3 protein-coding genes are annotated in these 3239 nt (G+C 67.6%); 2 read left to right on the top strand and 1 reads right to left on the bottom strand.

What is annotated here, in order from left to right; translation table 11 throughout:
- Positions 1 to 839 (top strand): MmyB family transcriptional regulator (locus AC5RWT_RS35980; RefSeq protein WP_494084399.1); only part of this gene is annotated, 839 nt, incomplete at its 5' end.
- 173 nt (positions 840 to 1012) lie between these two features.
- Complete coding sequence (locus AC5RWT_RS35975; protein WP_494084398.1) at positions 1013 to 2437, top strand: amino acid permease; 1425 nt, start codon at positions 1013 to 1015, stop codon at positions 2435 to 2437.
- Between the two features lie 28 nt (positions 2438 to 2465).
- Here the strand turns inward: AC5RWT_RS35975 and AC5RWT_RS35970 are convergent, their stop codons facing one another.
- Positions 2466 to 3119, bottom strand: a complete 654-nt coding sequence (locus AC5RWT_RS35970; protein ID WP_494084397.1) for a GDSL-type esterase/lipase family protein — start codon at positions 3117 to 3119, stop codon at positions 2466 to 2468.
- Positions 3120 to 3239: the final 120 nt, after the last annotated feature.

Raw genomic sequence — 3239 nt, 5'->3', positions numbered from 1 at the left:
GCGGCGGTGGCCAGCAGCGCCGGAGCCACGAACACCAAATAGGGCACCGTCTGGCCATTGCCGGCGTCCAGCGACACGTTGGTGTTGGCGTCCACGACTCCAAGCTGGAGCGCGGCGCGATCGCCGGGGCCTCGGCGTCCGTCCTTGAAGCGGTGGCCAGGGCACTCCGGCTCGACGACACCGAACGCGCCCACCTGTTCGACCTGGCCCGGGCAGCCGACGGCATCCCGGCATCCGGCCGCCCTCGCCGGCGGGCGACGGCGCAACAGGCGGCCCGGCCGAGCCTGCAGTGGGCGCTGGAGGCGATCACCGACGGCGTTGCTTTTGTCCGCGACCCGTACCAGAACCTCCTCGCCACCAATGCGCTGGGTCGGGCGTTCTACTCCCCGGTGATCGGCGACGGCGGACGCACTCCCAACCTCGCCCGGTTCCAATTCCTCGACCCGGCCGCCAGGTCCTTCTACCCGGACTGGGAGCTGTTCGCCGGCATGTGCGTCGGAATCCTGCGCACGGAAGCGGGCCGCGATCCACACGACCGGACGCTTCAGGACCTGGTCGGCGAACTCTCCACCCAGAGCGATACCTTCCGCCGGCTGTGGGCCGCCCACGACGTGCGCACCCACGGCACCGGCACCAAACGCTTCAACCATCCGGTGGTCGGCGAGCTCACCCTCGCCTATGAAGAACTCGCGATCACCGCAGAGCCCGGACTGGTCCTGATGGTCTACACCGCAGAACCAGGCAGCCCCTCCGCGGAACGCCTCCGGCTGCTGGCCAGTTGGGGCGCGGACCACAACCTGCCCGCCGCCCTGAATGAAAGGGAGCGTCCAGCAATCTAGGGCAGCAACCGCCGCACGCCGTGATCCTGCGCCCGTGGAGTGTCCCGGAGGTGGTGGCTTGGGAACGGGGCCAGGCACCGCCGTCGTCCTCTGAAGCAGGCGGGCCGGGCGTAGAATTGATTGGCCGCATTTTCAGCGCCGGCCTCTCCCCCTCCAGCAAGGTTGTTTCTTCGATGCCGCACTTCGCGTCCGCGCTCGCGCGTGGCCTGACTGTCCGCCACATCCGCTTCATGGCCCTCGGTTCCGCCATCGGCACCGGCCTGTTCTACGGCTCGGCCGCCGCGATCCAGGCCGCCGGCCCGGCCGTACTGCTGGCCTACGCGATCGGCGGGGCCGCCGTGTTCCTGGTGATGCGGGCGCTGGGCGAGATGGCCGTGCGGCACCCCGTCTCGGGTTCGTTCGGGCAGTACGCCAGCCGCTATCTGGGTCCCTTCGCCGGGTTCATCACCGGCTGGACGTTCGCGTTCGAGATGGCGATTGTGGCGATCGCGGACGTCACGGCGTTCGGCATCTACATGGGTTTCTGGTTCCCTGACGTGCCGCGTTGGATCTGGATCCTCGCCGTCGTGTTCTTCATTGCCGCGATCAATCTGGTCAAGGTCCGGGTTTTCGGCGAGACCGAGTTCTGGCTGTCGCTGGTCAAGGTCGCCGCGATCATTGCCATGATCGCCGGGGGGACGTTGATCATCATCTTCGGCTTCGGGTTGCCGGACGGGGCCAACCCGGGGTTGGAAACCATGCTGGGGTCAGGAGGCTTCTTCGCCAACGGGTTCTGGGGGCTGCTGGCCTCCTTCTCCATTGTGATGTTCGCGTTCGGCGGGATTGAGACCATCGGCATCACGGCGGGCGAAGCGGAGAACCCGAAGAAGGCGATCCCGGGTGCGGTCAACACCGTGCCGGTTCGGATCCTGCTCTTCTACGTCTGCACCTTGGGCGTGCTGATGATGATCTCGCCGTGGGACCGGATCGACGGTTCCACCAGCCCGTTCGTGCAGATCTTCGACATGCTGGGAATTCCGGCCGCCGCGCACATCCTCAACGCCGTGGTGATCACCGCTGCCATCTCGGCCATCAACTCCGACACCTTTGGGGCCGGGCGGATGATGTACGGGCTGGCCGAGCAGGGCCATGCGCCCAAAGCCTTTGCGAAGGTCTCCCGCCATGGCGTGCCGTGGATGACGGTGGCGACGATGGCCGCGGTGCTGCTGGTCGGCGTCGTGCTCAATGCTGTGCTGCCGGAGTCTCTGTTCCTGATTGTTGCGTCGATCGCGACCTTCGCCACCGTGTGGGTCTGGCTGATGATCCTGCTCTCGCACATCGCGATGAAGCGGGAGATTGCGCGGAAGGGGATGCCGGCATCGGAATTCCCGGTGCCGTTCTGGCCGGTCGCGTCCTACCTGGCCCTGGCGTTCATGCTGTTCATTGTGGTGTTGCTGGGCATCATGCCGGACACCCGGGTTGCGCTGCTGGTGGGCTGCGCGTGGATCGGGCTGCTGTTCCTGGCCTACCGCTTTGGCATCAAGGGCGCCGGGCGTCGCCGTGCGGAGCTGGCGGATGAAACCGGCGCGGCCGTGGGCACGGAGCCGTCACACCAGTAGCTCTCGCAGCCGGATGTTGACGGCCGCCTCAGGCACCGACGACGGTGGACCGAGGGGCGGTCCGGTCCCGGAACAAAAAGGCGCAGATGGCCTGTGCGATCTTCCGGCCTCCTTGCACCGAGGGCTCGATCGGGTTGGCATAGTCGCCGTCCTCGGAGCATACGAGCCGCAGGTCCAGCAGGGACATCCCGCGGGCGAAGACTTCACGGGTGATGCGGTCGTTGAACAGGGCTGCCGCCGACCTGATGATCGGTTGGTCCGGGCCCGACGGAGGGGTGTCGTAGATGGTGCAGGCCGCGACCGGCAAACCTTGTGCCGCCGCCGCTTCCAGCATTGCCGCGTAGCCCGCTGCGAACCCGTCCTGGGCGTCGGCGAACAGGGCAAAAGCCTGAGCCGCGGACCCGACCGGTTCATTAAGCAAGTAAGCGAAGCCCAGCGCATCGTTGCCGCCGACGCTGACCACCAGGTGCGTGGCGTCCCGCGGCAGCGAGCGGAGCTGGTCGGTGACGCCGGAAATGACGGCACCGTCGACGGCCAGCAGGGTGGCCTGCCACCCGCGCGGCAGCAGCCCTCGAACGTGCGTGACGACGTCGGGCCCTCCGGCAACATAGGCAGCGTTGTCGAACACCGAATCGCCGAGCAGCACCACATGGCCGGAACTGCCGTTTGCGTCAACTGCCATGCCGCCCTCCCGTGCTTGGGCCGGTGAGCAAGTACTCGGGCCGGTGGGCACACTTTAGCGGCCGTCTGCCAGGCCCGATAGCCCGTTCCCCGCTTCGCCAGCCCCGGCGGACAGCCGGCC

The sequence above is a fragment of the Arthrobacter sp. Dra40 genome (genome assembly GCF_059091905.1).
This window is presented reverse-complemented; position numbering and strand designations above follow the sequence as displayed.

What these genes read in the sequence shown, in the direction of transcription:
- AC5RWT_RS35975 (WP_494084398.1), top strand. Translation starts at nt 1,013, where the DNA reads ATGCCGCACTTCGCGTCCGCGCTCGCGCGTGGCCTGACTGTCCGCCAC.
- AC5RWT_RS35970 (WP_494084397.1), bottom strand. Translation starts at nt 3,119, where the DNA reads ATGGCAGTTGACGCAAACGGCAGTTCCGGCCATGTGGTGCTGCTCGGC.